Origin of the sequence: Pseudomonas syringae group sp. 247E2, assembly GCF_032587795.1 — a bacterium.
Classification (GTDB): domain Bacteria; phylum Pseudomonadota; class Gammaproteobacteria; order Pseudomonadales; family Pseudomonadaceae; genus Aquipseudomonas; species Aquipseudomonas amygdali.
In genome coordinates this window covers 520,948-547,277 of the sequence record NZ_JAWHPK010000001.1, presented here as the reverse complement: position 1 = coordinate 547,277, position 26,330 = coordinate 520,948, and the positions used below count along the sequence as shown (strand labels likewise).

Sequence of the window (26,330 nt, the reverse complement as noted above, 5' to 3'; positions counted from 1 at the left end):
GGGGCCACGCTCGGCCCCGCGTACACCTCAATTACGCTGATCCAGCAGGTTCACCACCAGCCGGTCGATCCACCCCCACAAGCGCTGTTTGACGCGTCGCCACAGTGGTCTGGCCTTCCAGTCTGCCAGTGTGGTTTCGGCGCTCAGGGCGAAGTCTTTTTCGAAGCTGGCGACCACATCGCGGGTCAGCCCTGGGTCGAGGGCTTCGAGGTTGGCTTCAAGGTTGAAGCGCAGGTTCCAGTGGTCGAAGTTGCACGAGCCGATGCTCACCCAGTCGTCGATCAGGACCATTTTCAAGTGCAGAAAACACGGCTGGTATTCGAAGACCTTGACCCCGGCCCGCAGCAAGCGCGGGTAGTAACGGTGACCGGCGTAGCGTACGGACGGGTGATCGGTGCGTGGCCCGGTCAGCAGCAAACGTACATCGACGCCGCGCGAGGCTGCCCTGCGCAAGGCGCGGCGAACTTTCCAGGTGGGTAGAAAGTAGGGGGTTGCCAGCCAGATGCGCTTTTGCCCGGTGTTCAGCGTGCGCACCAGCGATTGCAGAATGTCGCGGTGCTGGCGAGAGTCGGCGTACGCCACACGGCCAAGGCCTTCACCGGCTACCGGAGCGGTGGGCAGATGATCCAGACCAAAGTTTTCTTTCGGGCGCCAGGCGAAACGTCGGGCATTGGCGTGAAACTGCCGGTTGAACAACGCTTGCCAGTCAAGAACCAGCGGCCCGGTGATTTCCACCATCACTTCGTGCCATTGGCTGACATCCTTGTCTGGCTCCCAGAATTCATCGGTTACACCCGTACCGCCGACCACCGCCAGCGTCTTGTCGACCACCAGCAATTTGCGATGGTCGCGGTAGAAGTTGCGCACGCCGCGTCGCCAGTGAATAGGGTTGTAGAAACGCAGAATCACACCGGCATCGGTCAGTTGCTTGCGCAGGCCGGCGTCGAAGGCTTTAGAACCGAAGTCGTCGAACAGGCAGCGCACGATCACACCACGCCTGCCCGCCTCGACCAGCGCCCGCACGATGGCATCGGCGCAGGCCCCGGCTTCGACCAGATACAGCTCCAGGTCAACCTGCTGCTCGGCCCGGTCAATGGCTGCAATCATGCGCGGGAAGAACGCAGGACCGTCAATCAGCAATTGAAAGCGGTTGTTTTCACGCCACGGGAAAATCGCACCGTTCATATCAGCGCGCCGTGAAGATCAGGACAGCCCCGACCGGGACTGACAGACTGACCGCCGACAAGCCTGCCGCGTTGCGCAGGGCATTGAAGTCCGAAACCATATCGAAGTCCTGAGCATGAATCACCAGCGGTTCGAGCGTCACAACCTGAAAGCGGCGCTCGTCGAGGCGCGTCGCCAGCAGTTCGGCGTTATAGCTGTGACTCTTGCCGCGCAGGCTGACGGTCAGTGGTAAACGCAATTCCAGTTGCGCGCCGGGGGCAAGGTTATTGATGGGGCGCATGTCGAGCTGGGCATTGATCTGCGCAACGGGAAACTTGTGTACCTGAAACACCTGCTCCCGCAGGCGCTCGTCACGCAGGGGAATACCGGTGCTAATGGACTCCGTTTCGACTTCCACCTCAGCCAGCCCTTTGGGGTCGACCTTGCCATGCAGCACGAGGAAGCGATGCACCTCGGCAATATCGGCATTTTTGGTTGACGTGAACGAGAGCCGCGACGACTCGTTATCCAGATACCAGTTCGCATGGGCAGGTAACGCCACTGCGGCCAGCATGACCAGCAGCAGGCGATTCATAGTGAGCATGCAGACTCCAGACGTGCAATTGAGGGCCACCTTATCCGCCTGTCTGACCTCTGGCAAACCACGACGTTCGGCAGTAATCCATCAAGGCTCGGATGGCAACAGTCGGCAGCCTTGTCGCTCACCCTGCCACGACGCACTGCTGGTTCGTCCAAGCCCGTTGGCAATGACCTTTTTCTGGCTGCTGTCGTCGATCAGCGCGCTGGGCACGTACTGTTTGACGTAGCCCAGGCAATACGCCTCGGGGTTGTTCATGACGTACCTGCACGAGCAGTATTCCTTGGCGGTGTAGGCACTGATGATGGTGGGGAATGCCTGCAGGTTCACGCGGTACTGCCAGGCAAGTACCGCGAGCGCAGCAAGGATCAGCAACAGCAGGCTGCTGAAGGGTCGACGCAGGATGAACATTCGGCGACTGCTCATTGCCCACCCTCCTTGCCAAAGGCTGCCTGTATGCGCTTGATCATCTGATTGTGGTCGTAAGTACCGTCGCGGTCATCGGCATAGCGCACGATCACCAGCTTCCGGTCGGGGATCACGTACAGCGCCTGCCCCCAATGGCCCAGTGCGGAAAAGGTATCAGGGGGCGCATCGGGCCACGGCCCCCTGCCGCCATCGGCAGTTCGATTGAGCCACCATTGGCCGCCAGGGACTTCGACGTTGGCATCTATCTGCTCGCCTGCAAACGGCGTCAGCACGAAGTTCATCCATTCCTTGTTGAGCAACTGCCGAGCCTGCCATTGCCCGCCGCGCTGCATCAGCAAGCCGATGCGTGCCAGGTCGCGGGCGGTCATGTAGGCATAGGACGACCCTACAAATGTACCCACGCCATCGGTTTCCCAGACGGCACTGCGGATGCCAAGCGGGTCAAACAGTGCGGTCCACGGATAATCCGCATACGCCTGTGGCCCGACGATATTTTTCAACGCAGCAGCCAGAACCGTGCTGTCGCCGCTGGAATACAGGTACGCCTTGCCGGGGGATTTGGCTGCGCGGTGCTCGGCGGTGAAGCGCGCCATGTCGTCACGCCCACGGGTGTAGAGCATGGCGACTACGGAAGAGTTAAGCGGTGCATATTCGTAATCTTCCTGCCAATTCAGCCCCGAAGCCCAGTGCATCAGGTCTTTGATGGCGATATCGGGGTGCGCCTTGAACGGCGGGTAGAACTTCGCCACTGGATCATTGAGTTGAAAGCGCCCGTCGGTAAACGCCACGCCCAGCACTGTCGCCATCACGCTCTTGCTGATCGACCAGGTCAGGTGCGCGGTTTGCGCTGTGGTCACACCGCCGTAGCGCTCATACACAACTTCGCCATCACGAATCACCAGCAGCGCATCGGTGCGAATGCCCTTGCGTGTGGCGTCGTCACGGGGCGGGAAGGCGTAGGCCTCGAGTTCTTCGATTGCCGCAGATCGCGGCGCAGGCTGAGATGACCATTGCTCTGTCGGCCATGTTTGAGCAACGACGCCCTGGGCACTGAAGCCCAGGATCAAAACCAGACACAGGCGGAAAGATCTACGCGGCATGACAGAGCCTCTACAGAGTAATCCGCATACCGTATCAGGGCTTCGTGACAGTCAGCCATTACCCCGGGACAGGACGCAGAGCGTCCAGAACGGCATACCCACGCGGAGCATGGGCACGATAGTGGTCCTTCGTACGCCGCTCGCTCCTCCCGCTCCACCAGCCTGGAAATGCCCACAGCGTTGCCCGTCACACAACCATCACCAAAGTTTCACAGGCATGACACGCCATCTCCCTAGCCTGCAAGTACGGCAAAGCGCCTGGACAAATCAGTCAACCAGCCAAACTCTGCATGGCTGGCTCATGGAGATTCGTATGACCCAGATCGCCCGCATTCGTGACAACACTTCTGAACGTCGTCTTCAGGCCGAGCGCCTGATTGGAGCGCGCGCCCTGCAGGAAGCACAGGCGTTGCGTTTCAGTGTGTTCAGCGAAGAGTTCAACGCCCGTCTCAACGGCGCTGAACAAGGCCTGGATATCGACGATTACGATGTTCATTGCTCGCACATTGGTGTGCGTGACCTGAACACCGGGCGTCTGGTTGCCACTACCCGGCTGCTCGACCACAAGGCTGCCAGCACGCTGGGGCGTTTCTACAGTGAAGAAGAATTCAGCCTGCACGGTCTGGTTCATCTGCAGGGTCCGATTCTTGAACTGGGACGTACCTGCGTAGACCCGGCCTACCGCAACGGTGGCACCATCGCGGTGTTGTGGAGCGAGCTGGCCGAGGTGCTGAACGAAGGCGGCTACAGCTACCTGATGGGCTGCGCGAGCATCCCGATGCACGACGGCGGCATTCAGGCGCACGCGATCATGCAACGCCTGCGCGAACGCTACCTGTGCAACGAGCACTTGCGCGCCGAGCCGAAAAACCCGCTGCCGACGCTCGATATCCCGAGCAATGTGATCTGCGAGATGCCGCCACTGCTCAAGGCTTACATGCGCCTGGGCGCCAAGATCTGCGGCGAACCTTGCTGGGACGAAGATTTCCAGGTGGCCGACGTCTTCATCCTGCTCAAGCGCGACGACTTGTGCCCGCGTTACGCCCGCCACTTCAAGGCGGCCGTGTGATGAGCCGGGCACGCGGCTATGCCCGCGTAGTCCGGGTGCTGCTGGTCGTGGCGCTCGGCTTGACGATTGCCGGAACGTTCGCGGTTCTGGAACGCACCAGAATCGGTGGGTCGATGGAGCGCAGGCAGCGCTGGAGCCGTTGGTTCATGGCGCGCCTGACCAATGCCCTGCCGTTTCGCGTCACCGTGACAGGTCAGTTGCCAACCCAGCCAATGCTGTGGGTCAGTAACCATGTGTCGTGGACCGACATTGCACTGCTGGGCATGCTGGCACCGCTGTCGTTTCTGTCGAAGGCCGAAGTCCGGACCTGGCCGGTAGCGGGCTGGCTGGCACTGAAGGCTGGTACGCTGTTCATTCGTCGCGGGTCGGGCGACAGCCGTCTGATTCAAAAGCAGATGTGCAATCACCTGCAACAAGGCAACGCACTGCTGATCTTCCCGGAAGGCACCACCACCGATGGCAGAAGCCTGCGCACCTTCCACGGCCGTCTGCTGTCCAGTGCCATTGAAGCCGGCGTGCCGATCCAGCCAGTGGCCATCGGTTACTCGCGCGACGGCAAACCGGACCCGATTGCCCCGTTCATTGGCGACGACGATTTGCTGTCCCATTTGCGCCGGTTGTTCGCCAATGAGCAGAGCGATGTGCACATTCACCTGCTGACCCCGATTCCGACGGCGGATCAGGAACGCGCTGCACTGGCGTTCAAGGCCCAGCAAGCCGTTCAGGTGGCGCTGTTCGGTGAACCTGTCACGGGGGAGTCAGTGATCGGTAAACAAGTATCCGGCGAGCCTGCTCAGCCGAGCGAAGTGGCTTCGCGCTCGGCCAGGGCAGCCTGAGCAAAATCCTCCAATAGCGGATAGAACTCGGCGAAATCCGCACTCAAGGGCTGGTAAAGCGCCTGCAGTTCCTGCATGCCGCCTGCCAGCCCTTCGGGCCGTGACAAGCGTCGCGATATCCCGCTCAGCACCTGCCCCAGCACCTCGAAATCCCGATACGAACCCAGCCAGTCCTGCGCGGCCATGCGCGGCGCGATCAATGCGAGCCGCTCGGGCAATTGCGGCTCGGCGGCCAGCGTGCCATAGACTTTGCCAGTGAATACGTCCAGCGGCAGATCGGCATAGCGATGCCAGTCGCGAGCCAGACAATGATCGAAAAAGACGTCGAGCATAATGCCTGCATAGCGTCGCCGCTGGGATGGAAAGCGGGCAATGGAAGCCTTGATCAGCGGGTGGCTGTCAGTGAAAGCGTCAATGCTGCGATGCAGCCGAATGGCCGCTTCAAGCTCTGCAGGAAAACGTCCCGACAGCGGACCTTTGACGAAGTCGCCATACAGGCTGCCAAGCAATTGAGCAGGCCGATGCCCGCCAAGATGAAGATGTGCCAGATAGTTCATGCCTGCAAGCCTACGCCGCTTTCAAGGCCGAGGTCTATATATCGATATAACCCGATATAGCGATTTTGCCAGTCCTAAGCACAAAATCATATTTGTATATCGCGAAATACAGATATAAGGTTCGTCCTATCGCGATATATCGCTACACCGCCTGTGAGAACGACATGCCTATCGACCTCGACGACATAATAAAAGCCCTGGCCCATCCGGTCCGCCGAGAAATCCTGACCTGGTTGAAGGACCCCCGCGCGAGCTTTCCTGCTCAGCAATACTCGATTGAACACGGCGTGTGCGCCGGACAGATCGATCAGCGTGCAGGATTGTCCCAATCCACTGTCTCGGCCCATCTGGCGACCTTGCAACGCGCTGGCCTGATCAGCAGCAAGAAGGTTGGCCAATGGCATTTCTTCAGACGCAACGAAGAAGTCATACAGGCATTCGTTCAGGCGCTGGTTGAAGAGCTGAACAACCCGACCTGATTTTCCAACGTTTACCAGGAGCTGCCCCGTGCCTCTTTCGCTACTTATTCTGGCCCTGAGCGCCTTTGCCATCGGCACCACCGAATTCGTCATCATGGGCCTGCTGCCCGATGTGGCGGCTGACCTTGGTGTATCTATCCCCGGCGCAGGCTGGCTGGTCACCGGCTATGCGCTGGGCGTGGCCGTCGGCGCGCCGTTCATGGCCATGGCCACGGCAAAACTGCCGCGCAAGGCTGCGCTGGTCACGTTGATGGGCATTTTCATCATCGGCAACCTGCTCTGCGCACTGGCCAGTGACTACAACGTATTGATGTTCGCCCGCGTGGTTACAGCGCTGTGTCATGGTGCGTTCTTCGGCATCGGTTCGGTAGTTGCTGCAGGGCTGGTGCCTGCCAATCGCCGCGCTTCGGCAGTAGCGTTGATGTTCACCGGTCTGACCCTGGCCAACGTGCTGGGCGTGCCTTTGGGTACTGCATTGGGTCAATACGCAGGCTGGCGCTCGACCTTCTGGGCGGTAACAGTCATCGGCGTGATTGCACTGATCGGCCTGATCCGCTTTCTGCCGACCAACCGCAATGAAGAAAAACTCGACATGCGCGCCGAACTGGCCGCACTGAAAGGTGCCGGTATCTGGCTGTCGCTGACCATGACCGCGCTGTTTTCAGCGTCCATGTTCACCCTGTTCACCTACATTGCCCCGCTGCTCGGCGAAGTCACCGGCGTATCGCCCAAGGGCGTGACCTGGACCCTGCTGTTGATAGGCCTGGGCCTGACCGCAGGTAACGTGATTGGCGGCAAGATGGCCGACCGCCGTGTGTCATCCACGCTGATTGCCGTGTTCGTCTCGATGGCGGTGATCTCAACCGCTCTCAGCTGGACCAGCGCCGCGCTGATCCCGACTGAAATCACCCTGTTCCTCTGGGCGGTCGCTGCCTTTGCCGCCGTCCCGGCTCTGCAGATCAACGTGGTGACCTTCGGCAAAGCCGCGCCCAACCTGGTTTCAACCCTGAACATCGGCGCTTTCAACGTGGGCAACGCGCTTGGTGCCTGGGTCGGTGGCAGCGTCATCGCCCACGGCCTGGGCCTGACCAGCGTACCGCTGGCCGCTGCCATGCTGGCAGTGCTCGCGCTGCTGATCACACTGATTACTTTTCGTCAGACCGGCAACCCCGATCTGGCACCTGCTACACATTGATCAATCACGAGGATTCGACACATGACGACTATCTTTGACCCGATCACCATTGGCGATCTGCAACTGCCAAACCGCATCATCATGGCGCCACTGACGCGCTGCCGCGCCGACGAAGGTCGCGTACCCAATGCATTGATGTCCGAGTATTACGTGCAGCGTGCTTCTGCAGGCCTGATCCTGACTGAAGCCACATCGGTCACGCCGATGGGTGTTGGTTACCCGGACACACCCGGCATCTGGTCCAACGACCAAGTACGCGGCTGGAGCAACATCACCAAGGCCGTGCATACCGCTGGTGGCCGGATTGTGCTGCAGCTGTGGCACGTTGGCCGCATCTCCCACCCGGCGTACCTGAACGGCGAAACTCCGGTGGCCCCTAGCGCTATCGCAGCTGAAGGCCACGTCAGCCTGATGCGCCCGATCACCCCGCTACCGACCCCGCGCGCGCTGGAACTGGCAGAAATCGGTGACATCGTCGAGGCCTATCGCGTCGGTGCGGAAAACGCCAAGGCTGCGGGCTTCGACGGCGTGGAAGTACACGGTGCCAACGGCTACCTGCTGGAACAGTTCCTGCTGACCGGCTCCAACCAGCGCACTGACGAGTACGGCGGTTCGGTAGAAAACCGTGCTCGTCTGCTGCTGGAAGTGACTGATGCGGTCATTGAGGTGTGGGGCGCTGGTCGCGTAGGCGTACACCTTTCGCCTCGCTTCGACATGCACGACATGAGCGATGCTAACCGCACTGAAACCTTCAGCTACGTGGCCAAAGAGCTTGGCAAGCGCGGTATCGCGTTCATCTGTGCCCGTGAGCGTGACGCCGAAGACAGCCTCGGCCCGCAGTTGAAGAAGGATTTCGGCGGCATCTACATCGCCAATGAAAAATTCACCAAGGACACCGCAAATACCTGGCTGGCAGAAGGCAAGGCCGACGCTATCGCATTTGGTGTGCCTTATATTGCCAACCCGGACCTGCCTGAGCGTCTGGCCAGCGATGCGCCTCTGAATGAAGCGCATCCCGAAACGTTCTACGGCAAAGGGCCGGTCGGCTATATCGACTACCCACGCCTGTAACACGGCGCTGCAACAGCAAAAAACCCTGACTCGCAAGAGCCGGGGTTTTTTATCGCCCGTACTTATTACTGTTACAGCTTAGCCTCAGGCCCGACTGTACCTAGCACATTGCCTTCGGCATCAGTGATAGTTCCGTCCGGTAACTTCCAGCGACCGTCGGGGTAGCTGACAGAGCCATCTGCCATAACCCAGGTCCCGTCCTTGTGTTGAACATCGCCGCCGGGGTGCTCGACCGAACCGTCGGCATGCACGGTGGTGCCATCCAGGTGTTGAACAGTGCCATCCGTGTGCTTCAAGGACTGGCCATCTGCCGCCGCAACACTTCCATTCGGATAACTGACCGTACCATCGGGGTTGAAGACACTGTTTAGCGGGTGGACCAGTTGTAAAACACCGGTGACCGTGCTTATGACTGCCAGCAGCTTGTCCAGGCGCGAAGGTGCCTCAGGGGCCGGCGTTAACTTTTGCGCAACGGGTGGTTTGATAACAGGTTTGACGGGCGGCTTGACAGGTGGCCTCACTGGCTTTTTCACCTTGACCGGGGATTTCACGGGCGGTCTCACGGGCGGCTTCACCGGACCCGCCCCCTTGACCGGAGGTTTTACAGGCGGCTTTACAGGCGGTTTGACAGGTGGCTTTACAGGCGGTTTGAACTTCACCGGTGGCTTGACCTGCTGGCGTACCAAATCTTCCGGATAATCCGGTACGTCGGCGTAAGTGGGCAACGGCGTCCTGGAAACTTCGTCTACTCCCTGGTCTGAGTCTTCAGCCGGGATGTAATTTTCGGTCGTTTCTTGCGGGGCATCGGTGTACATCTCATTGATTCCATTCATTGTTGAAACTCCAATTTAGTTAACAGCCAGGCAAGCGTAAGCCTTCCTTCTATTGGCAAGTACATATCTATTTAACGAGTACAAAAAAATGTCAGGAAATTTGCCAGCGGCTATCTGCTATGGACAGCCGCCGGCAAGTCTTGCCTTCAACGACGCGCGTTGAGCTGTTGCGACAGATTCTGGATCTGGCTGGTGAGGGTATTGATATTGCGGGTGACCTGAGCACGAAACGCGTCGAACTCCGCAGTATTGGCCTCTGCTGAAGGGGCCGGGCGGTTTTCCTGTTCGCTTTTGAGGACCATCAGGTCCTGCTCCAGGCGCTCGACAGCGGCCGACGGGTTGCCCTGTTTCTTCAATGTCGCAACATCGGCTGCCACGCTTTTGATTTGCGCATCCAGCTTGCCCTGATCGGCCTGTGCGGTTTTCAGATCGGGCAGCGCGGCTTTCAGCGTGGTCAGCTCAGCGACGACGCTTTTGAGCTGCTCCTGCAACTGCGCGCTTTCACTGTGCTGCTGGGCGGTTTGCGCGGCCATCTGCTCCAGGCGCTTGTCGAGACTGCCCTGCTGGCCTTCAACGCCCTCGCGCTGTTTGTCCTGATCTTCCAGTTGCGCTTCCAGCAGCTTGATGCGCTGCTTGAGCGCCTCGCCATCGCTGGACAGCGCCTCGGTCGCAACGACTTTGCCGGAAATATCCTGCAGGCGTCCCGCCGCTTCTTCGCTGATGCGCGCAAAGCTCTCCTGAGTGGCCACCAATTGCTGTTCCATGAGGGAGACCTGCTGAAAGCTCCACCAGCCCAGACCGCAAAAGGCAATGAACAGCGCGCCGACCAACGCCCATAGCGGTCCGGTGCTCGGGCCCTTTACCTTGACCACCGGTGTGGTACGCGAATAGACCGTGGTGCGTTCGCGTGCACCATTGCCCGGCGCGAAGTCGTCATCGTCGTCCTTGGCGCTCAGGCTGGGAACGTCATCGACGTCGTCGTATGGATCGTTGCGCATGAATAACCCTTCAGGAAGCTGTTAAACCAAAGTCGGGCAGTATAACAACAGCGCGTAACCAATCTCACTGTGCCACTACCGCATTCAGATTGCGTGCTGTGCCTGCCACCAGCCACAGAATTCATCCAGCGCTGTCCACAGGCTGACCTGAGGCTGATAATCCAGATAATGCCTGGCGCGGCTGATATCAAGCGTAAAATCCCTGTTCATGACCTGCATGCCCATTCTTGACAGGGTAGGTTCAGGTCGGCCCGGCCACAGCAGGCAGGCACCCTCGTTGATTGCTGCGGCACTGTAGGCCAGTCCGTATGAACGATAACGGGTGACTTGAGGCAGATGCATCTGGCGCATAACATAATTGATTGCGTCCCACAGCGGGACCGGCGTGCCGTTGCTGATGTTGTAGGCCTTGCCCAGCGCCGAGCCGGTTGCCAGCAAGCTGCTCAGCATGGCTTCGTTGAGGTTGTGCATGCTGGTGAAATCCACCACGTTCAAACCGTTGCCGACAATCGACAGACGCTTCTTGCGCTGCATGTGCAGCAAACGCGGGAAAATACTGTTGTCGCCCGCGCCAGTGACGAAGCGCGGCCGCAGGGCGATCACTTCCAGACCGAACTCTTCGGCACCAAAGACCTTTTGCTCGGCCAGGTATTTGGTCGCCGCATAGTGATTATGGAAACGCTTGGGCACCTGCTCTTCCTTGATGCCGCGGTGCGATTTGCCATCAAAGTAGATCGAGGGCGACGAAAGATGAACCAACCTTCGCACCCTTTGTTTCAGGCAGCCCTCGACGATGTTTTCGGTAAGCTGCACGTTGCCCTGCATGAAATCCTGGCGGCGTCCCCACAGGCCGACGGAGCCTGCGCAGTGCACCACCGCTTCCACGTCATCGCACAGCGCCCGCACCAGATAAGGGTCAGCGAGGTCGCCCTGGATGAACTCGGCGCCACGCCTGACCAGGTGCTCGACACCTTCGGCACGACGGCCATTGATCCGCACGCTCATGCCCTGCTCAAGGGCAAAACGCGCAAAGCGTCCGCCGATGAAGCCGCTCGCGCCGGTGACCAGAATCTTCATTTACCGCTCCGTTAACGCATCTGCAGAAAAGGGAAAACCCTGCCTGCATGGATTACACATGATCATGTTGACGATCATTCCTCGCTCAGCGGCACCAGCCAATCGGCCGAATGTTGCGCAAGATGTTCGGTAAGCTGCGTCAAGAGCTGTCCGCCATTGCGCCAATGGTGCCAGTACAACGGCACATCGATGCAGCGCTCCGGCAGCAATTCAAGCAGAGTGCCGCTGCGCAACTGGTCGCGCACCTGCAACTCGGGCGCCAGGCCCCAGCCCATCCCGGCCTCGATCATACGTATGAAACCTTCGGACGACGGGCACAAATGATGCTCGAAGCCGTCCTGAACGCCAAGAAGTGCCAGATAACGATGCTGCAGAAGGTCGTCCGGCCCGTACACCAGTGCTGCCGATCTGGCCAGATTTGCCGGGCTGACACCGTCCGGAAAATGGCGGGCGATGAACGCGGGACTGGCCAGCGCCCGATAGCGCATGGCCCCCAGCAACTGGCTGCGCGCCCCGGCCACCGGACGCTCGCTGCCACACAGGCAGGCCGCGACCTCGCCTGCACGCATGCGCTTGAGCCCTACGTCCTGATCTTCGACAACCAGATCCAGCAACAGCCGGTGTTGCGTGCAAAACGCGCCGATGGCCGGTGCCCACCAGGTCGCCAGACTGTCGGCATTCAAGGCGATTCGCAGACGCTCGGGCATGCCCTCTTCATCCAGCGCCGGCACCTGACTCTGCAAGTCGCGCTCCAGCAAACGGACCTGCTGTACATGATTGAGCAGGCGGCGTCCGATGTCGGTCGGGCTCGGTGGCGTCGCGCGCACCAGCACCGGCAGACCAATGCGTGCCTCCAGCAATTTGATGCGCTGCGAAACCGCAGATTGAGACAGCCCCAGCACCTGAGCGGCACGCTCGAAACCGGCTTGCTCGATCACAGCCGCCAATGCAGATAACAATTTGTAGTCGAACATCAGTTTTCCTAATGAGCGATGAGTATTATTTGTTTTCCTTATAGCGCTCAACGCATAAGAATCGCCATCTGAATCTGCTCAATGGAACGTCTTTATGTGGCAAAGCTACCTTAATGGCCTGCTGATCGCGGCAGGCCTGATCATGGCTATCGGTACTCAGAACGCTTTTGTACTCGCTCAGGGCCTGCGCCGTGAACATCACGTGCCCGTGGCGTTGCTGTGCATTGTGTGCGACGCCATTCTGGTAGCGGCAGGCGTCTTCGGACTGGCCAATGTGCTCACACAAAACCCGACATTGCTGGCGGTAGCGCGTTGGGGCGGTGTGATATTCCTGAGCTGGTATGGCCTGCAGGCACTGCGGCGCGCGTGCTCGCGGCAAAGCCTTGAACACAGCGCAGCCGTTGGCAAAAGATCGCTGCGCACGGTGTTGCTTAGTGCGCTGGCCGTTACCTTGCTGAACCCGCACGTGTATCTGGACACCGTACTGCTGATTGGCTCGCTCGGGGCACAACAGGACGTGCCGGGGGCGTACGTGGCCGGTGCTGCCAGCGCCTCGCTGCTGTGGTTCTCAAGCCTGGCACTAGGTGCGGCATGGCTCGCGCCCTGGCTGGCCCGCCCCGCCACATGGCGCATGCTGGACGTGATGATCGCCGTGATGATGTTCAGCGTGGCCTTTCAGTTGATCCGCTCAGCCTGACGGGTTTCATGACCTCCAGGTCAAACGCGTTGGAACCTCTATCCCACACAGTTGTTGCGTGGTTAAGCCGCAGACCCGGTGCTATGATCCGGGGTCTGCGCCGCAAAAGAGTAAAACTCCCGGTGCATGCTGTATCTGGCCGCCCGTGATCGGCCGTGCGATTACCGCAATTGACCTGAAAGGAGATAAACCATGGCTTTTGAATTGCCGCCACTGCCCTACGCCAAAGACGCTCTGGTGCCGCACATTTCTGCGGAGACTCTGGAATATCACCACGACAAGCACCACAACACCTACGTCGTGAACCTGAACAACCTGGTGCCAGGCACCGAGTTCGAAGGTAAGACCCTGGAAGAAATCATCAAGACCTCCTCGGGCGGTATCTTCAACAACGCCGCTCAGGTCTGGAACCACACGTTCTACTGGAACTGCCTGGCCCCTAACGCTGGCGGCGAGCCTACCGGCGCTCTGGCCGAAGCCATCAACAAGGCGTTCGGTTCCTTCGACAAGTTCAAGGAAGAGTTCAGCAAGACTTCCATCGGCACTTTCGGCTCCGGCTGGGGCTGGCTGGTGAAGAAGGCTGATGGCTCTCTGGCTCTGGCCAGCACCATCGGTGCCGGCAACCCGCTGACCAGCGGCGACACCCCGCTGCTGACCTGCGATGTGTGGGAACACGCCTACTACATCGACTACCGCAATCTGCGTCCTAAGTACGTAGAAGCGTTCTGGAACCTGGTGAACTGGGACTTCGTGGCCAAGCAATTCGCAGCCTGATTCCAGCCTCATCGAAAAACCCGGCCTCGCGCCGGGTTTTTTATGCTCCAGGTTTATACCTGTAGTCTTTCCAGATTCGTGTTTAATAAACGGCGTCAGACTTCGACCTGCCAGTCAGGTGAACAGCAAATGTTTTTTCGCCTGTCGCTGTTACTTTGTGTATTGTCAGAAAACGCTAGCTGACTCGCATCACGACGTAATTCTTTACAGTGTTCTGCTCAAGTTACCCACCTGGCCACCCGACACACTCAGGTGGCTTGGGCCAGTAGGTGCAAGGAACGCGAAGATCAGCCAGACGCACCGTTTCTGACCACGTCACGACGGTCGGATCTGGCTTTTCGAGGGTCATAGGGCGATATGTCCTCCGACACGAACTAAGGAACGGCCATTGAAGCTGGAACTCAAGAATAGCCTTTCGGTAAAGTTGCTGCGCGTCGTACTGCTTTCGGCGCTGCTGGTAGGCGTCGTACTAAGCTGTGCGCAAATCGTTTTCGACGCCTACAAGACGCGTCAGGCCGTGGCGAACGATGCCGAACGAATTCTCGGAATGTTCCGCGATCCCTCCACGCAGGCCGTTTACAGCCTGGACCGCGAAATGGGCATGCAGGTCATCGAAGGCCTGTTTCAGGACGACGCGGTACGCAGGGCATCGATAGGACACCCCAACGAAAGCCTGCTCGCAGAAAAAGACCGCCCGCTGAAAAGCTCTCCAACCCGCTGGCTGACAGACCTTATCCTCGGCCAGGAGCGCAGCTTCACCACGCAACTGGTCGGTCGCAGCCCCTACAGCGAGTATTACGGCGACCTGCGTATCACGCTGGACACTGCCAATTACGGCGAAAGCTTTCTGGTCAATGCCGCAATCATCTTCATCGCTGGTGTATTGCGTGCATTGGCAATGGGGCTGGTGTTGTACTTGGTCTATCACTGGTTGCTGACCAGGCCACTGTCGAAAATCATCGAACATCTGATCGCGATCAACCCCGACCGCCCCAGCGAACACCAATTGCCATTGCTCAAAGGCCACGAGAAAAACGAACTGGGGATTTGGGTCAATACCGCCAACCAGCTGCTGGCCTCCATCGAGCGCCACACTTATCTGCGCCACGAGGCGGAGAACAATCTGCAGCGCATGGCGCAATACGATTTCCTGACCGGCCTGCCCAACCGGCTTCAGTTGCAGATCGGTCTGGACAGAATTCTCGAAGATGCGGGGCGTCAGCAGCACCGGGTCGCGATTCTCTGCGTTGGCCTGGATGACTTCAAAGGTATTAACGAACAGTTCAGCTATCAGGCAGGCGATCAACTGTTACTCGCGCTGGCTGACCGGCTGCGCGCCCACAGCGGGCGACTCGGCGCTCTGGCGCGATTGGGCGGCGATCAGTTTGCACTGGTGCAGGCCAAAATCGAGCAACCCTATGAGGCAGCAGAGCTGGCGCAGAATATTCTGGATGAGCTGGAGGCCCCGTTTATAGTCGGTGAACAGCAGATCCGCTTACGAGCGACCATTGGCATCACGCTATTTCCCGAAGACGGCGACAACACCGAGAAACTGCTGCAAAAAGCTGAACAGACCATGACGCTGGCCAAAGCCCGCTCGCGTAACCGGTATCAGTTCTACATCGCCAGCGTCGACAGCGAAATGCGCCGCCGTCGTGAACTCGAAAAAGATCTGCGCGAAGCCTTGCCGGGCAATCAGTTGTACCTGGTCTATCAGCCGCAGATCAGCTATCGCGATCACCGCATCGTTGGCGTGGAAGCCCTGATCCGCTGGCAACATCCAGAGCATGGTCTGGTGCCGCCGGATGTATTCATCCCGTTGGCCGAGCAGAATGGCACCATCATCGCCATCGGCGAATGGGTGCTTGATCAGGCCTGCCGCCAGTTACGCGAATGGCTTGATCAGGGCTTCACCGACTTGCGCATGGCGGTCAACCTGTCGACCGTACAACTGCATCACGCGGAACTGCCGCGCGTGGTCAACAACCTGTTGCAGATCTACCGCCTGCCACCGCGCAGCCTGGAACTGGAAGTGACCGAAACCGGCCTGATGGAAGATATCAACACCGCCGCCCAGCACCTGCTGAGCCTGCGACGCTCCGGCGCCTTGATCGCCATTGATGATTTCGGTACCGGTTACTCGTCGCTGAGTTACCTGAAAAGCCTGCCGCTGGACAAGATCAAGATCGACCGGAGTTTCGTTCAGGACCTGATTGACGACGACGATGACGCCACCATCGTGCGGGCCATTATCCAGCTGGGTAAAAGCCTTGGCATGCAGGTCATCGCCGAGGGTGTGGAGACGCTAGAGCAGGAAGCCTATATCGTCACTCAGGGCTGTCACGAAGGCCAGGGCTACCTGTACAGCAAGCCGCTGCCCGGTCGGGAATTGCTGGCCTACCTGAAACAGTCGAGAGAGCGTAACGCCGCCAGCCTTTGAACGGCAGTGCTCTTTCGAGCCATCTTGAAACCGACTGTTACAACCTGCTGAATACCTGAACACGACCGCAAAGGCGTTTTGCCTTTACATCGAATGCAAATCTTTCGCATCATGTCGCAGATTTTCTGGGCGCACCCCGCCATCAACTTTATCGACGCAGGATTCCGTCATGATTCGTATGCCTCTGGCAACCGCTAGTCTGTTGGCCATCGCTATCTCTCTCGCCGGTTGTGGCGAAGGCAAGGACAAGGCTGCCGCCCCGGCACCCGCGCCAGCCGCTGCTCCTGCGACTCCCGCGGCGACGCCTGCTGCCCCTGCTCCGGCCGCAGCCGCCCAGACTGACGACGCGGCGGCCAAGGCTGTGGTCGCGAATTACGCCAACATGGTGTCTGCGGTGTTCGACGACGCCGAAACTGGTGCGAAAAAACTGAGCACCGTCGTCGACGCATTCCTGGCAAAACCCAACGATGAAACTTTGAAAGCCGCACGGGATGCGTGGGTAGCTGCGCGTGTGCCTTACATGCAGAGCGAGGTTTTCCGCTTCGGCAACACCATCATCGACGACTGGGAAGGACAGGTTAACGCCTGGCCCCTGGACGAAGGCCTGATCGACTATGTCGCCAAGGATTACCAGCACGCGCTGGGCAACCCGGGCGCGACTGCCAATATCATCGCCAACACCGAAATTCAGGTCGGCGAAGACAAGGTCGACGTGAAGGAGATCACCTCCGAAAAACTCGCCAGCCTGAACGAGCTGGGCGGTTCCGAAGCGAACGTTGCTACCGGCTACCACGCCATTGAATTTCTGCTGTGGGGCCAGGACCTGAACGGCACCGGCCCTGGTGCCGGGGCTCGTCCAGCCAGTGACTACCTTGAAGGCGCCGGTGCGACCGGCGGCCACAACGACCGCCGCCGCGCCTACCTCAAAGCTGTTACCGATCTGCTGGTCAGCGATCTGGAAGAAATGTCTGGCAACTGGAAGGCCGGCGTTGCCGACAACTACCGCGCCACGCTGGAAGCCGAATCCGGCGAAAGCGGTCTGCGCAAAATGCTCTTCGGCATGGGCAGCCTGTCGCTGGGTGAACTGGCGGGCGAGCGTATGAAAGTCGCGCTGGAAGCCAACTCCAGCGAAGACGAACACGACTGCTTCAGCGACAACACGCACAACTCGCACTTCTACAACGGCAAGGGTATTCGCAACGTTTACCTGGGCGAATACACGCGCACCGATGGCAGCAAAGTCAGCGGCCCGAGCCTTTCGTCTCTGGTTGCCAAGGTAGACCCTGCCACCGACGCCACCTTGCGCGCCGATCTGGACGACACCCAGGCCAAGCTACAGGTCATCGTTGATCACGCCAACAAGGGTGAGCACTTCGACCAGTTGATCGCTGCCGGCAACACGGCAGGCAATCAAGTGGTGCGTGACGCCATTGCTGCGCTGGTCAAACAGACGGGGGCTATCGAACAGGCCGCTGGCAAGCTCGGCATCACCGACCTGAACCCGGACAACGCTGATCACGAGTTCTGACAGATACTGTTTGCGGTAACAACCAATGCCGGTCAGTTCGCTGACCGGCATTTTTATGCCTGACCGATATGCGTTGCTTTCAACTGCTGAGCGCTGACCATTACAGAAGCGAGTTCCCGGAGCTTCAATACAACGTATCCGCGATGCGTCCCGGCAAAGCCTTGTCATAGGCGTCACCGTCGATCTGCTCGGCCGAAACCGCTTTTAGTATTTGCCCGGCAGTCGGCAGCGTGCTGCGTTCGATGTGCCGGGTTGCATCCCATAAACCGGACCTGATGGTTGCCCTGCTGCATTGGAAGTACACGCTGGTCACGGAGATGCGCAGCACTGACCTGGGCAGTTGGCCGTTCACCTCAAAACGCGACAACAGTTCGGGCTGAACCGATATCTGCGCTGTTCCGTTGACCCGCAAGGTCTCGCCCACGCCAGGGATGAGGAACAGCAACGCGACGCGTGGGTCGCTGATGATATTGCGCAGGGTATCGATGCGGTTGTTGCCGCGCCGGTCAGGCAGATAAAGCGTCTTGCTGTCCTCGATATACACGAAGCCCGCCTGATCGCCACGCGGAGACGCATCAAGGCCATCAGACCCGGCAGAGGCCAGCACAACAAAGGGTGCCGACTCGATGAAGGGCCGGTAGACCGCGTGAATATGGTCAACTTCCTTGATCATGGAAGGAGGAGCAATCGGGCCATAGAGCGCTTCCAGCGTCTCGATTGTGGTCACGAGCGCGCTGTTTTCCGGGTTATCCATTGATGTGGCCTCTGCTGGGCATGTTGTCTGTGTGTGCTGTCAGCTTCGACATGTGCAGCATAGGCAAAAATGCCGGGACCGGACCAGCCTCAGAGATTCGTAACAACGCATTACGTCAGAGCGGGCAAACGATAATCCCTCTTATTCAAACCGCACGAGGCTGATAAGCTTGCACGCCCCGATTTTCGCCTCGTTGCAGGATGTGTATGAGTACGCGGCTCCGTCTATCCCTCGCCTTGCTTACGACTCTGGCCGTGAGTGCATGCGATGACGCCCCGCGTTTCACTCATGCCGAGCCGGGAGAAGCCTTGTCCGGAGGCAGTGCGACGGTCAGGAAGAGCGATCAGAATGCCTTTTCCATGCCCTCGGCCAACTTGTCGCCCGTGCGGCGGCTGGACTTCAGTGTCGGCAACAGTTTTTTCCGCAGTCCGTGGGTGATTGCGCCATCGACCACGACCGCTCGCGACGGGCTTGGGCCGTTGTTCAACACCAACGCTTGCCAGAACTGCCACATCAAGGACGGTCGTGGTCATCCGCCAGAAACTGGCGACAGCAACGCCGTGTCGATGCTGGTCAGGCTGTCGATTCCTGATGACCCGGCCTACGCCGATCTTGTGCAGCGCAATGGCGTGCTGCCTGAGCCGACTTACGGTGGGCAGTTGCAGGACATGTCGAACCCCGGCGTGGCCCCCGAGGGCAAGGTGCGGGTCGAGTACGATGCGCTGGCGGTCGAGTTTCGCGATGGCACCTCAGTCGAGCTGCGCCAGCCGACCCTCCGAATCACCCAGTTGGGTTACGGACCGATGCACCCCGATACCCACATCTCGGCGCGCATAGCCCCGCCGATGATCGGGCTGGGGTTGCTTGAGGCGATTGCCGATGAAGCAATTCTTGCCAATGCCGACCCGGATGACAAGAACGCCGATGGCATATCGGGACGCCCAAACTGGGTCTGGGACGATGCACAGCAAAAAGTCGTCATGGGCCGATTCGGCTGGAAAGCCGGGCAACCCAACCTGAATCAGCAGAACGTGCACGCTTTTTCCGGCGACATGGGGCTGACCACCAGCCTGCGCCGCTTTGATGACTGCACGCCAGCCCAGACCGACTGCCTGGCAGCGCCCAACGGTAATGGCCCGAACGGCGAGCCGGAGGTCAGCGACAACATCCTGCGTCTGGTGGAGTTCTACACACGCAACCTGGGGGTTCCGGCACGCCGCAAGGTCGATGACCCGCAAGTGCTGGCGGGCAAGAATCTGTTTTTTGAGGCGGGCTGTCAGCAATGCCACACGCCCTCGTTCAAGACCCGTAGCGACGCCGCCGAGCCTGAGCTGGCCAATCAGGAGATTCGCCCGTACAGCGATTTGCTGCTGCACGACATGGGCGAAGGGCTGGCCGACAACCGTACCGAGTTCCAGGCCACTGGCCGCGAGTGGCGCACGCCCCCACTGTGGGGGCTTGGCCTGACCGGCACGGTGAGCGGGCACACCCAACTGTTGCACGATGGTCGCGCCCGCAATGTACTTGAGGCGATACTGTGGCATGGCGGCGAAGCCCAGGCAGCGCAGCGGCAGGTTCTTGCATTTGACGCGCAACAGCGTGAAGCGCTGTTGGCGTTTCTGAATTCGTTATGATTGCTCCCATTCCAGAATCGTCTCGTTCAACATTATTTTTTCAAAATCATCTTTCGAAAATAAAATAAGGAGCCGGACATGTTCCGACCCAAGTTGTTGCTGACCAGCCTTGCGGCGCTTGCATTGGGTGCCTGCTCGCCATCCGACCCTCAGGCGGTCACGTCCGCAGCCATTGCCAAACAGGTAATCCTGCCGACCTACAGCCGTTGGGTCGATGCTGATCGTCAGTTGGCAACCAGCGCACTGGCGTTCTGTCAGGGCAAGACTGATCTGGCCACAGCACGCGCCGACTTTCTCAAGGCGCAGAAGACCTGGGCCGAGCTGCAACCGCTGCTGATCGGCCCTCTGGCCGAGGGCAATCGCGCCTGGCAAATACAGTTCTGGCCAGACAAGAAGAACCTGGTTGGCCGGCAGGTCGAGCAACTGGTGACGGCACAGCCGCAGATCACTGCTCAGGAGCTGTCCAAGGCCAGCGTCGTGGTGCAAGGTTTGTCCGCTTACGAATACATTCTGTTCGACGCGGAAATCGACATGGCCAACGCCGAACAGAAAGCCCGCTACTGCCCGCTGCTGATGGCAATCGGCGAGCGTCAAAAGCAGCTTGCCGAGGAAATCCTCAGCAGCTGGAACAGTACCGACGGCATGCTTGCGCAACTGAGCAAATTCCCCAACCAGCGCTACGCAGATTCTCATGAAGCCATCGCCGAACTGCTGCGGGTTCAGGTCACGGCCCTCGACAGTCTGAAGAAGAAACTGGGCACGCCACTGGGTCGCCAGAGCAAGGGCCAGCCGCAACCCTTCCAGGCAGATGCATGGCGCAGCAAATCGTCGCTCAGCAGCCTGGAAGCCAGCCTGATCAGCGCCGAAACGGTCTGGACCGGTGTCGACAACAAGGGCCTGCGCAGCTTGCTGCCCGCCGAGCAGAAACCGCTGGCTGACAAAATCGATGCGGCCTACGCTACCAGCCGCAAATTACTGTCGGAACTCAAGCCGCCGCTCGCCGACCTGCTGGCCACCGAAGCAGGACGTCAGCAGCTCAATGCGTTCTACGACAGCCTCAATGCGGTGCACCGCCTGCATGAAGGCGAGCTGGCCAAGGCATTGGGCATTCAGTTGGGCTTCAACGCCAACGACGGCGATTGATCAAGAGGTACACGTGATGTTGCGACGTCAGGCCATGGCCCTCGGCAGTCTCTTGCTCAGCGCTTTCACGCTGGGCGGCTGGACGCTGTTCAGGCAAAAAGACGCACCCCCTCTGCTGCTCTCCGCTCGCGACGATGGCGAAGGCAAACACTACGCGGTGGGTTTCCGGCTCGACGGAACGCAGGTATTTGCCACCCAGGTGGGCCAGCGCTGCCACGACATCATCAATCATCCCGACCTGCCGATTGCGGTGTTCATCGCACGTCGTCCAGGTACTGAAAGCTATCTGATCGATTTGCGCGATGGCCGCTTGCTGCAAACCATCGCTTCGCAGCCGAACCGACACTTCTATGGTCATGCGGTGATTCACCGCGACGGCGAATGGCTATATGCGACGGAAAACGACACCCTTGACCCAGGCCGAGGGCTACTGGGCGTCTATCGATTCGTTGATCAGCGACTGGTGCACTCGGCTGAAATTCCTACGCACGGTATCGGTCCGCATCAGGTTTCGTGGATGCCGGATGGCGAAACGCTGGTAGTCGCGAACGGCGGTATTCGCACCGAAGCGGAAAGCCGGGTAGAGATGAACCTGAATGCCATGCAGCCCAGCCTGGTGATCATGCAGCGTGACGGTATATTGCTGAGCAAGGAGACTCTTTCCCAGCAGATGAACAGTGTGCGTCACATGGGCATCGCCAGCGACGGCACCATCGTGGCAGGCCAGCAGTTCATGGGCGACAGCCACGAAGTAGCCGAGTTGCTGGCAATCAAACGGCCGGGGCAGCCCTTTCAGGCCTTTCCGGTGGCAGAAGAACAACTGCGGGCGATGGCTCATTACACTGCAAGCGTTGCAGTGCACAGTGATCTGCGCCTGGTAGCCCTGACAGCGCCGCGTGGCAACCGGTTCTTTATCTGGGATCTGGACAGCGGTGCATTGAAGCTGGATGCGCCGCTACCAGACTGCGCAGGCGTGGGTGCGGTAGCTGATGGGTTTGTCGTGACTTCGGGCCAAGGGCGTTGCCGCTTCTATGATTGTCGCAAAGCGCAACTGCTGGCCAAACCGTTGGACCTGCCAGCAGGGCTGTGGGACAACCACCTTCATCTGGCTCAAGCAGGATAGTCAGAAGTCAGGCAGCAAAGCGCCTCAGTTCCTGACCCCAGCCCCTTGCGCCAGGCTGTACATGAACAGCAACAGGTCATGATCAGGCTGCACGCTCACCAGACTCTTGGCCACACGCGGCAACGGGCAATATCCCTCGCCGTGCTGTGTCGTGAGTATCTGGGTAGACGGTTGTTCAAGCGCTGCCACTGCAACGGTGGCAATTGCCAATGCACCGAAGATAAACAGACCTCTTGCCATTTCTAGCTTCATGACTCTAAACCTTTGATAGAGCTGCCAAACGCTGCCTGATAAAAGTAGATCAACTTTTGCCAGTCTGCAGCGCTGAATGACGAATGGCGTCGTAGCTGTTTCATATCATGCTGGGCCGCCCCTTGCGCTGTCAGGCGGCGCCGGCCTTTTTCGAGGTCCAGCAAGGCAACCTCGACTTTGGCATCCGGCCCCTCACCGGTCACACGTACAAATATGTGCTTGATATACAGGCAGCTATGCTGCCAGCGGCCAAGGTGCATGCGGGCCAGGGTGGCCGCCACTTCCTTGAGCACGAGCTCATAGAACAGCTCGCCATGCCGCTCGCGTCCTCCGCCAGCCTGCCACTTTTCTATCTCTTCGAAACCTTCCAGCGCAACCGTGACCAGCAATGCCCGCCAGGCATTGTCCTCGCCGCGCTCGGCACCACAAAACACCACTTCCGGCACGACTACGCCAAGCTTGCGCAGACCTTCAAGCGCTTCACGCTCACGCAATACAGTCGGTCGCCCCAAAGGGTGCAGCAAACTGCGGTATATATGCCCTGTCTGACGCTTGGCATAAAGCGTTTGCCCGTTGTCCATCGTGAGCCGCTGTACACCACTTTCTCCACCTCGACGGGAATTGGGTTCTTCAACCCATTCGCCGTGCTGACTCCAGAAATGGTTGAACTCATCCTGCACCGAGTTCACAACTGGCTCTTTCAAGGACTGCAAACCCATCTGTTTACCTTTTACGTAAGACGTAGACACGCCACATGGCGTACATCGGCAGAAAATCCATTCGGTTCTGGATACGAAATCCTGCCTGTTCAAATTCGGATTCTGCGGTAGCAACCGGTAACACAAAACGATTCTGGTAACTTTCCTGCCCGTTTTTCTGGAGACGCTGTTTCTCCAGACGTGCACGCTTCCATGCTTTGAAATTGCCGTCGACCCATAATGAGACAATCACACTGTCCCGGGTTACGCGCTGGAACTCACGCAATAGAGCCATCCGGTCGCTTGACTGACCGACGTGGTGCAGCAGGCGCATGCAGAAGATGCTATCTACTGCGTTATCAGGCAGGTCGATGTCAAAGGCAGATGTCTGCAAAGGTTGTACCCTTTTCACAACTTCTGCAGGCTGTGACGCACAAGCGGTGCTGAGCATGTCTGCGGAGTTGTCAGCCCCGATGATCGAGCGGTTCGGTTTCTCGGCCAACAATGGCCAGAAACGCCCCGCGCCGCAAGGCAGATCCAGCACCAGGCCAGGGTCACCGGCCAGGTGAAGCGCCTTTCTCGCCAGTTGTTCATCGCGATGATGCGACAACTTGCGCCAAAGACCGTCCTGATGCTTTTCAAGGTACTGACGAGCATGCGACTTGTCGTACTTGCGGGAAAACTCGAGTTCTATGCGGTCGCTCATGAGAGCTGCTCCTGACGTTGATGCGGGCCAAACTAAAGGCACCGCTGTCACTGTCAGGTCATCTGAATGTGAAAATATTGTTACCTCTATACTTCAGATGTTTCTAGATTTTACAGAGAGTTAGACGCCGTGTGTGACTTATCGACGAAGTGCAGTCGATTTACCGTCACACACTGAGGTGGATCTGCTCGAAAATGAACGTCAGGTTTTGTTCAGGTTCAATGTCACTTCGAACCGGCAACCGTGTGGCTCCATGGGCGTGAGATCGACGCTCCATCCCTGGTTGGCGCAGATGCGCTGCACCAGTGACAAACCAAGGCCCAGGCCTTCCCCGCGCTGCTCGTTACCACGTACAAATGGCTCGAACATGGCCTCGCGTTTTTCCTCGGGAATACCGACGCCACTGTCTTCCACGGTGAAACTTTCGGCGTGCAGGGTCAGCGCAATGAATCCGTAATCAGTGTAGTGCAGCGCGTTGCGCAGCAAGTTACCCATCACGGCATGGAGGAAGGTCGCGTTGTAACGAATTTCGGAAAGCTGGTCATCGGCAGGTGGCGTGTAGGTCAGTTGCAGCCCCTTGCCTTCTATCGGATCACGCCATTGAGAGATCAACTGCTCGGCCACTCCGACCAGCGTGGCCTTGGGCGTCATGGCCGGGTCTTCACGCTGGGTGCGGGCGAGCATGAGGAACGTTTGCACCAGATCACGCATCTCTTCGCAGGCGCGGCCAATGCGCTCGACCTGACGACGCCCTCGCAGGTCGAGCGCAGGGTTTTCCAGCAGCAGCTCGCAGGAGCTGGCCAGTACCATCAATGGGGTGCGCAGCTCGTGACTCACGTCACTGGTGAACATGCGCTCACGAATCAACGCTTGCCTCAGACGCCCCAGCGTTGCATCGAACGCCACCGCTAGCTCGCCGACCTCATCAGCGGCGTAGTCAGGTGCCAGTGGCGGTGCCAGCCCCAGCAACTGGTCACGGTGACGAACCTGTCTGGCCAGACGCACTACCGGTGCCATCACTCGACGGGCCAATACCCAGCCGAGAAATACCGCCAGCGCCAACGCCAGAACAAAACCGACCAGCACGACAGCGAACAAAACCCGCTCACGCTCTTCAAAATCGCTTTGGTCCTGAAGCAGGGCGTAATGCCGACCGTCTACCACCTCGATCATGGCGTGGTACGACAGTGGCCCACGGAAGACCTCATGAAAACCGGGTTCAAGGTGCCGAAGGTCTTTGGGCAGATCGAAATCGCCCGGACCGTTGCTGAAATAGAACAACTGATCGGGCTTGGGCCGGTGGCTCCAGTCACTGACACTGTCCATCAGCATCAGGCGATTAAGGTCGCCGCCAAGACCGGCAGAAATCAGTTTTTCTTCGACCAGATGGACAGTGGAAATAATGCCGATGGCGAAAGACCCGGCGACCAGTGCACTCATCAATGCAAAGGCAATGATGATCCGTTGGGCAAGACTCTGTTTAAACTCCATCCCGGCCCTCGGCCAAGCGATAGCCCACACCGTGCACGGTCTGCAACAGCGGTTTGCCGAACGGTTTGTCGATCACCTGACGCAACTGATGCACATGACTGCGCAGGCTGTCGCTGTCCGGGCAGTCGTCGCCCCACAGAGCCTCTTCCAGAATCTCGCGGCGCAATACATGCGGGCTTTTCTGCATCAGGACGGCGAGCAGTTTGAGCCCGACCGGGTTGAGCTTGAGCATCCGGCCTTCACGCGTCACCTCAAGGGTGTCGAGGTCATAGACCAGATCGGCCACCTGCAAGGTACGCCGTCCGCCGCCCTGGGCACGGCGCAACACCGCTTCGATGCGCGCGGCCAGTTCGGACAGGGCGAACGGCTTGAGCAGGTAGTCATCAGCGCCGGAGCGGAAGCCTTGCAGACGGTCGTCCAGCTGGTCACGTGCGGTCAGCATGATGACCGGGGTATCGCGACGGGCATCTTCGCGCAGACGCTTGCACAGCGTGTAGCCGTCGATGCCCGGCAGCATGATGTCGAGGACAATCAGGTCGTAATGCTCGGTGGCTGCCAGGTGCAGTCCTGAGAGGCCATCCTGAGCGCAGTCGACGGTATAGCCTTTCATGCCCAGGTAATCGGCCATGTTCGCCAGGATGTCGCGGTTGTCTTCAACCAGAAGAATTCGCATAACGCACTCTCATATGCAGTTTGGGCTGGCGCAGCTT

General features: G+C 59.1%; 27 protein-coding genes. 12 read left to right on the top strand and 15 right to left on the bottom strand.

What is annotated here, in order from left to right:
- Nucleotides 1-27 precede the first annotated feature (27 nt).
- From RYC18_RS02590 to RYC18_RS02575, 4 genes are all read right to left on the bottom strand, one after another.
- Nucleotides 28-1,185 (bottom strand): phospholipase D-like domain-containing protein, encoded by a 1,158-nt coding sequence (locus RYC18_RS02590; RefSeq protein ID WP_005734681.1) that lies wholly within the window; start codon nucleotides 1,183-1,185, stop codon nucleotides 28-30.
- 1 nt (nucleotide 1,186) lies between these two features.
- On the bottom strand, nucleotides 1,187-1,768 hold the full coding sequence (locus RYC18_RS02585) for a YceI family protein (protein ID WP_011169403.1): 582 nt from the start codon (nucleotides 1,766-1,768) through the stop codon (nucleotides 1,187-1,189).
- 81 nt (nucleotides 1,769-1,849) lie between these two features.
- The gene (locus RYC18_RS02580; protein WP_016981206.1) at nucleotides 1,850-2,188 is read right to left on the bottom strand and encodes a hypothetical protein; all 339 of its coding nucleotides are present in this window, start codon (nucleotides 2,186-2,188) and stop codon (nucleotides 1,850-1,852) included.
- Nucleotides 2,185-3,291, bottom strand: coding sequence for a serine hydrolase (locus RYC18_RS02575; protein ID WP_316882785.1), 1,107 nt, complete (start codon nucleotides 3,289-3,291; stop codon nucleotides 2,185-2,187). Before RYC18_RS02575 ends, RYC18_RS02580 begins: the two co-directional genes overlap by 4 nt.
- 313 nt (nucleotides 3,292-3,604) lie before the next feature.
- Between RYC18_RS02575 and olsB the strand changes: the two genes are divergently transcribed.
- Together olsB and RYC18_RS02565 are read left to right on the top strand one after the other, a co-directional pair.
- Entirely contained in the window at nucleotides 3,605-4,360 is a 756-nt protein-coding gene (olsB, locus tag RYC18_RS02570; protein ID WP_005741003.1) for an L-ornithine N(alpha)-acyltransferase, read from the top strand.
- On the top strand, nucleotides 4,360-5,196 hold the full coding sequence (locus RYC18_RS02565) for a lysophospholipid acyltransferase family protein (protein WP_004656418.1): 837 nt from the start codon (nucleotides 4,360-4,362) through the stop codon (nucleotides 5,194-5,196). Before olsB ends, RYC18_RS02565 begins: the two co-directional genes overlap by 1 nt.
- Here the strand turns inward: RYC18_RS02565 and RYC18_RS02560 are convergent.
- The gene (locus RYC18_RS02560) at nucleotides 5,154-5,753 is read right to left on the bottom strand and encodes an ACP phosphodiesterase (protein ID WP_005741002.1); all 600 of its coding nucleotides are present in this window, start codon (nucleotides 5,751-5,753) and stop codon (nucleotides 5,154-5,156) included. The genes RYC18_RS02565 and RYC18_RS02560 overlap by 43 nt on opposite strands.
- Before the next feature lie 164 nt (nucleotides 5,754-5,917).
- Between RYC18_RS02560 and RYC18_RS02555 the strand changes: the two genes are divergently transcribed.
- From RYC18_RS02555 to RYC18_RS02545, 3 genes are read left to right on the top strand one after another with little or no spacing between them, the layout of a single operon-like run.
- Nucleotides 5,918-6,232, top strand: a complete 315-nt coding sequence (locus RYC18_RS02555) for an ArsR/SmtB family transcription factor (RefSeq protein ID WP_002554999.1) — start codon at nucleotides 5,918-5,920, stop codon at nucleotides 6,230-6,232.
- A gap of 28 nt (nucleotides 6,233-6,260) precedes the next feature.
- A complete protein-coding gene (locus RYC18_RS02550; RefSeq protein ID WP_005734688.1) occupies nucleotides 6,261-7,427 on the top strand; it encodes an MFS transporter in 1,167 nt (388 codons plus the stop codon).
- 21 nt (nucleotides 7,428-7,448) lie between these two features.
- Entirely contained in the window at nucleotides 7,449-8,498 is a 1,050-nt protein-coding gene (locus RYC18_RS02545; RefSeq protein WP_225231533.1) for an alkene reductase, read from the top strand.
- Between the two features lie 71 nt (nucleotides 8,499-8,569).
- On the opposite strand, the gene RYC18_RS02540 is transcribed toward RYC18_RS02545, so the two are convergent.
- The 4 genes from RYC18_RS02540 to RYC18_RS02525 form a co-directional block, all read right to left on the bottom strand.
- On the bottom strand, nucleotides 8,570-9,313 hold the full coding sequence (locus RYC18_RS02540; RefSeq protein ID WP_316884155.1) for a hypothetical protein: 744 nt from the start codon (nucleotides 9,311-9,313) through the stop codon (nucleotides 8,570-8,572).
- A gap of 164 nt (nucleotides 9,314-9,477) precedes the next feature.
- Nucleotides 9,478-10,329 carry an ATPase gene (locus RYC18_RS02535; RefSeq protein ID WP_004656426.1) on the bottom strand — a complete coding sequence of 284 codons (852 nt, stop codon included), beginning with the start codon at nucleotides 10,327-10,329 and terminating at the stop codon, nucleotides 9,478-9,480.
- Between the two features lie 84 nt (nucleotides 10,330-10,413).
- Nucleotides 10,414-11,406, bottom strand: coding sequence for an NAD-dependent epimerase/dehydratase family protein (locus tag RYC18_RS02530; protein WP_004656428.1), 993 nt, complete (start codon nucleotides 11,404-11,406; stop codon nucleotides 10,414-10,416).
- 74 nt (nucleotides 11,407-11,480) lie between these two features.
- Nucleotides 11,481-12,380 carry a LysR family transcriptional regulator ArgP gene (locus RYC18_RS02525; RefSeq protein WP_005779034.1) on the bottom strand — a complete coding sequence of 300 codons (900 nt, stop codon included), beginning with the start codon at nucleotides 12,378-12,380 and terminating at the stop codon, nucleotides 11,481-11,483.
- 94 nt (nucleotides 12,381-12,474) lie between these two features.
- Between RYC18_RS02525 and RYC18_RS02520 the strand changes: the two genes are divergently transcribed.
- From RYC18_RS02520 to RYC18_RS02505, 4 genes are all read left to right on the top strand, one after another.
- The gene (locus tag RYC18_RS02520) at nucleotides 12,475-13,077 is read left to right on the top strand and encodes a LysE/ArgO family amino acid transporter (protein WP_005779032.1); all 603 of its coding nucleotides are present in this window, start codon (nucleotides 12,475-12,477) and stop codon (nucleotides 13,075-13,077) included.
- A gap of 192 nt (nucleotides 13,078-13,269) precedes the next feature.
- Complete coding sequence (gene sodB / locus RYC18_RS02515; RefSeq protein WP_003313497.1) at nucleotides 13,270-13,851, top strand: superoxide dismutase [Fe]; 582 nt, start codon at nucleotides 13,270-13,272, stop codon at nucleotides 13,849-13,851.
- 388 nt (nucleotides 13,852-14,239) lie between these two features.
- Nucleotides 14,240-16,291, top strand: coding sequence for a putative bifunctional diguanylate cyclase/phosphodiesterase (locus RYC18_RS02510; RefSeq protein WP_117140073.1), 2,052 nt, complete (start codon nucleotides 14,240-14,242; stop codon nucleotides 16,289-16,291).
- Between the two features lie 169 nt (nucleotides 16,292-16,460).
- Nucleotides 16,461-17,819 (top strand): imelysin family protein, encoded by a 1,359-nt coding sequence (locus RYC18_RS02505; protein WP_046832737.1) that lies wholly within the window; start codon nucleotides 16,461-16,463, stop codon nucleotides 17,817-17,819.
- Between the two features lie 124 nt (nucleotides 17,820-17,943).
- Here the strand turns inward: RYC18_RS02505 and RYC18_RS02500 are convergent, their stop codons facing one another.
- Nucleotides 17,944-18,573 carry a pyridoxamine 5'-phosphate oxidase family protein gene (locus RYC18_RS02500; RefSeq protein WP_316882766.1) on the bottom strand — a complete coding sequence of 210 codons (630 nt, stop codon included), beginning with the start codon at nucleotides 18,571-18,573 and terminating at the stop codon, nucleotides 17,944-17,946.
- 206 nt (nucleotides 18,574-18,779) lie between these two features.
- On the opposite strand from RYC18_RS02500, the gene RYC18_RS02495 reads away from it, so the two are divergent.
- From RYC18_RS02495 to RYC18_RS02485, 3 genes are all read left to right on the top strand, one after another.
- Nucleotides 18,780-20,207: a di-heme oxidoredictase family protein gene (locus RYC18_RS02495; RefSeq protein WP_316882764.1), complete on the top strand. Its 1,428-nt coding sequence runs from the start codon at nucleotides 18,780-18,782 to the stop codon at nucleotides 20,205-20,207.
- A 78-nt stretch (nucleotides 20,208-20,285) separates the two neighbouring features.
- Nucleotides 20,286-21,350 carry an imelysin family protein gene (locus tag RYC18_RS02490; RefSeq protein WP_005779024.1) on the top strand — a complete coding sequence of 355 codons (1,065 nt, stop codon included), beginning with the start codon at nucleotides 20,286-20,288 and terminating at the stop codon, nucleotides 21,348-21,350.
- 16 nt (nucleotides 21,351-21,366) lie between these two features.
- Nucleotides 21,367-22,473 carry a DUF1513 domain-containing protein gene (locus RYC18_RS02485; protein ID WP_010200807.1) on the top strand — a complete coding sequence of 369 codons (1,107 nt, stop codon included), beginning with the start codon at nucleotides 21,367-21,369 and terminating at the stop codon, nucleotides 22,471-22,473.
- Nucleotides 22,474-22,497: 24 nt separating this feature from the next.
- Here RYC18_RS02485 and RYC18_RS02480 read toward each other — a convergent pair whose 3' ends face one another.
- The 5 genes from RYC18_RS02480 to colR form a co-directional block, all read right to left on the bottom strand.
- A complete protein-coding gene (locus RYC18_RS02480) occupies nucleotides 22,498-22,725 on the bottom strand; it encodes a hypothetical protein (RefSeq protein ID WP_002555016.1) in 228 nt (75 codons plus the stop codon).
- The gene (locus RYC18_RS02475; protein ID WP_002555017.1) at nucleotides 22,722-23,444 is read right to left on the bottom strand and encodes a lipopolysaccharide kinase InaA family protein; all 723 of its coding nucleotides are present in this window, start codon (nucleotides 23,442-23,444) and stop codon (nucleotides 22,722-22,724) included. The genes RYC18_RS02480 and RYC18_RS02475 overlap by 4 nt, the downstream gene beginning before the upstream one ends.
- A gap of 4 nt (nucleotides 23,445-23,448) precedes the next feature.
- Complete coding sequence (locus RYC18_RS02470; RefSeq protein WP_002555018.1) at nucleotides 23,449-24,129, bottom strand: class I SAM-dependent methyltransferase; 681 nt, start codon at nucleotides 24,127-24,129, stop codon at nucleotides 23,449-23,451.
- A gap of 201 nt (nucleotides 24,130-24,330) precedes the next feature.
- The gene (locus tag RYC18_RS02465; RefSeq protein ID WP_002555019.1) at nucleotides 24,331-25,620 is read right to left on the bottom strand and encodes a sensor histidine kinase; all 1,290 of its coding nucleotides are present in this window, start codon (nucleotides 25,618-25,620) and stop codon (nucleotides 24,331-24,333) included.
- Nucleotides 25,610-26,293, bottom strand: coding sequence for a two-component system response regulator ColR (gene colR / locus RYC18_RS02460; RefSeq protein ID WP_002555020.1), 684 nt, complete (start codon nucleotides 26,291-26,293; stop codon nucleotides 25,610-25,612). Before colR ends, RYC18_RS02465 begins: the two co-directional genes overlap by 11 nt.
- Nucleotides 26,294-26,330: the final 37 nt, after the last annotated feature.

What these genes read in the sequence shown, in the direction of transcription:
- RYC18_RS02590 (WP_005734681.1), bottom strand. Translation starts at nt 1,185, where the DNA reads ATGAACGGTGCGATTTTCCCGTGGCGTGAAAACAACCGCTTTCAATTG.
- RYC18_RS02585 (WP_011169403.1), bottom strand. Translation starts at nt 1,768, where the DNA reads ATGCTCACTATGAATCGCCTGCTGCTGGTCATGCTGGCCGCAGTGGCG.
- RYC18_RS02580 (WP_016981206.1), bottom strand. Translation starts at nt 2,188, where the DNA reads ATGAGCAGTCGCCGAATGTTCATCCTGCGTCGACCCTTCAGCAGCCTG.
- RYC18_RS02575 (WP_316882785.1), bottom strand. Translation starts at nt 3,291, where the DNA reads ATGCCGCGTAGATCTTTCCGCCTGTGTCTGGTTTTGATCCTGGGCTTC.
- olsB (WP_005741003.1), top strand. Translation starts at nt 3,605, where the DNA reads ATGACCCAGATCGCCCGCATTCGTGACAACACTTCTGAACGTCGTCTT.
- RYC18_RS02565 (WP_004656418.1), top strand. Translation starts at nt 4,360, where the DNA reads ATGAGCCGGGCACGCGGCTATGCCCGCGTAGTCCGGGTGCTGCTGGTC.
- RYC18_RS02560 (WP_005741002.1), bottom strand. Translation starts at nt 5,753, where the DNA reads ATGAACTATCTGGCACATCTTCATCTTGGCGGGCATCGGCCTGCTCAA.
- RYC18_RS02555 (WP_002554999.1), top strand. Translation starts at nt 5,918, where the DNA reads ATGCCTATCGACCTCGACGACATAATAAAAGCCCTGGCCCATCCGGTC.
- RYC18_RS02545 (WP_225231533.1), top strand. Translation starts at nt 7,449, where the DNA reads ATGACGACTATCTTTGACCCGATCACCATTGGCGATCTGCAACTGCCA.
- RYC18_RS02540 (WP_316884155.1), bottom strand. Translation starts at nt 9,313, where the DNA reads ATGTACACCGATGCCCCGCAAGAAACGACCGAAAATTACATCCCGGCT.
- RYC18_RS02535 (WP_004656426.1), bottom strand. Translation starts at nt 10,329, where the DNA reads ATGCGCAACGATCCATACGACGACGTCGATGACGTTCCCAGCCTGAGC.
- RYC18_RS02530 (WP_004656428.1), bottom strand. Translation starts at nt 11,406, where the DNA reads ATGAAGATTCTGGTCACCGGCGCGAGCGGCTTCATCGGCGGACGCTTT.
- RYC18_RS02525 (WP_005779034.1), bottom strand. Translation starts at nt 12,380, where the DNA reads ATGTTCGACTACAAATTGTTATCTGCATTGGCGGCTGTGATCGAGCAA.
- RYC18_RS02520 (WP_005779032.1), top strand. Translation starts at nt 12,475, where the DNA reads ATGTGGCAAAGCTACCTTAATGGCCTGCTGATCGCGGCAGGCCTGATC.
- sodB (WP_003313497.1), top strand. Translation starts at nt 13,270, where the DNA reads ATGGCTTTTGAATTGCCGCCACTGCCCTACGCCAAAGACGCTCTGGTG.
- RYC18_RS02505 (WP_046832737.1), top strand. Translation starts at nt 16,461, where the DNA reads ATGATTCGTATGCCTCTGGCAACCGCTAGTCTGTTGGCCATCGCTATC.
- RYC18_RS02500 (WP_316882766.1), bottom strand. Translation starts at nt 18,573, where the DNA reads ATGGATAACCCGGAAAACAGCGCGCTCGTGACCACAATCGAGACGCTG.
- RYC18_RS02495 (WP_316882764.1), top strand. Translation starts at nt 18,780, where the DNA reads ATGAGTACGCGGCTCCGTCTATCCCTCGCCTTGCTTACGACTCTGGCC.
- RYC18_RS02490 (WP_005779024.1), top strand. Translation starts at nt 20,286, where the DNA reads ATGTTCCGACCCAAGTTGTTGCTGACCAGCCTTGCGGCGCTTGCATTG.
- RYC18_RS02485 (WP_010200807.1), top strand. Translation starts at nt 21,367, where the DNA reads ATGTTGCGACGTCAGGCCATGGCCCTCGGCAGTCTCTTGCTCAGCGCT.
- RYC18_RS02480 (WP_002555016.1), bottom strand. Translation starts at nt 22,725, where the DNA reads ATGAAGCTAGAAATGGCAAGAGGTCTGTTTATCTTCGGTGCATTGGCA.
- RYC18_RS02475 (WP_002555017.1), bottom strand. Translation starts at nt 23,444, where the DNA reads ATGGGTTTGCAGTCCTTGAAAGAGCCAGTTGTGAACTCGGTGCAGGAT.
- RYC18_RS02470 (WP_002555018.1), bottom strand. Translation starts at nt 24,129, where the DNA reads ATGAGCGACCGCATAGAACTCGAGTTTTCCCGCAAGTACGACAAGTCG.
- RYC18_RS02465 (WP_002555019.1), bottom strand. Translation starts at nt 25,620, where the DNA reads ATGGAGTTTAAACAGAGTCTTGCCCAACGGATCATCATTGCCTTTGCA.
- colR (WP_002555020.1), bottom strand. Translation starts at nt 26,293, where the DNA reads ATGCGAATTCTTCTGGTTGAAGACAACCGCGACATCCTGGCGAACATG.